The sequence below is a fragment of the Aphanothece microscopica RSMan92 genome, assembly GCF_046613545.2.
Lineage (GTDB): Bacteria > Cyanobacteriota > Cyanobacteriia > PCC-6307 > Cyanobiaceae > NIES-981.
The window spans coordinates 1-552 of the sequence record NZ_JBKKKY020000379.1 but is presented as its reverse complement, the minus strand read 5'-3'; the positions used below and the strand labels follow the sequence as shown (position 1 = coordinate 552).

Sequence of the window (552 nt, the reverse complement as noted above, 5' to 3'; positions counted from 1 at the left end):
CCGCCCGTCGGGATAGCGCGCGACGCCCGCCCCGGTCATGCGCCCGTCGCGCCAGTCGCCCTCGTAGCTGCCGCCGTCGGGATAGGTGATGCGCCCGCGCCCCTCGGGCTTGCCCGCGGCGAAGGTGCCCTCATAGACCGACCCGTTGGGAAAGCGCGCGCGCCCGGTGCCGCGGATCTCGCCGTCGACCCATTCGCCGCTGTACTCATAGCCCGAGGGCAGCCGGTAGGTGCCCTGCCCGTGCTGCAACCCGTTGCGGAAGGTGCCCTCGTAGACCGAGCCGTCGTCATACTGCTTGGTCAGGATCTCCTGCGCCAGCGCCGGGGCCTGCAACCCCAGCGCCACCGCCAACCCGCCCGCCAGATATCCCGTCCGATGCATGCCGTCCCACCCCGCGCCGCGCGGCAGGCAGCCTAACCGCGCCTGCCCGGGCTGACAAGCGCACCCCCTTGACCGGGGGCGCCGCCCCGGGGGGCATCGAGCCCCCCGCGCCGGCGTTGCCACGGACCACCCACGCGCGGCGCGCGAGGGGCGCAGGTCGCCGGGGGCGCT

The 552-nt window shown here is 75.4% G+C and carries 1 protein-coding gene; it reads right to left on the bottom strand.

The annotated features are described in order from the left end of the window. On the bottom strand, window positions 1-345 hold a 345-nt coding region (locus ACLD7X_RS18110), incomplete at its 3' end, for an MORN repeat-containing protein (RefSeq protein ID WP_411425078.1). Between the last annotated feature and the right edge of the window lie 207 nt (window positions 346-552).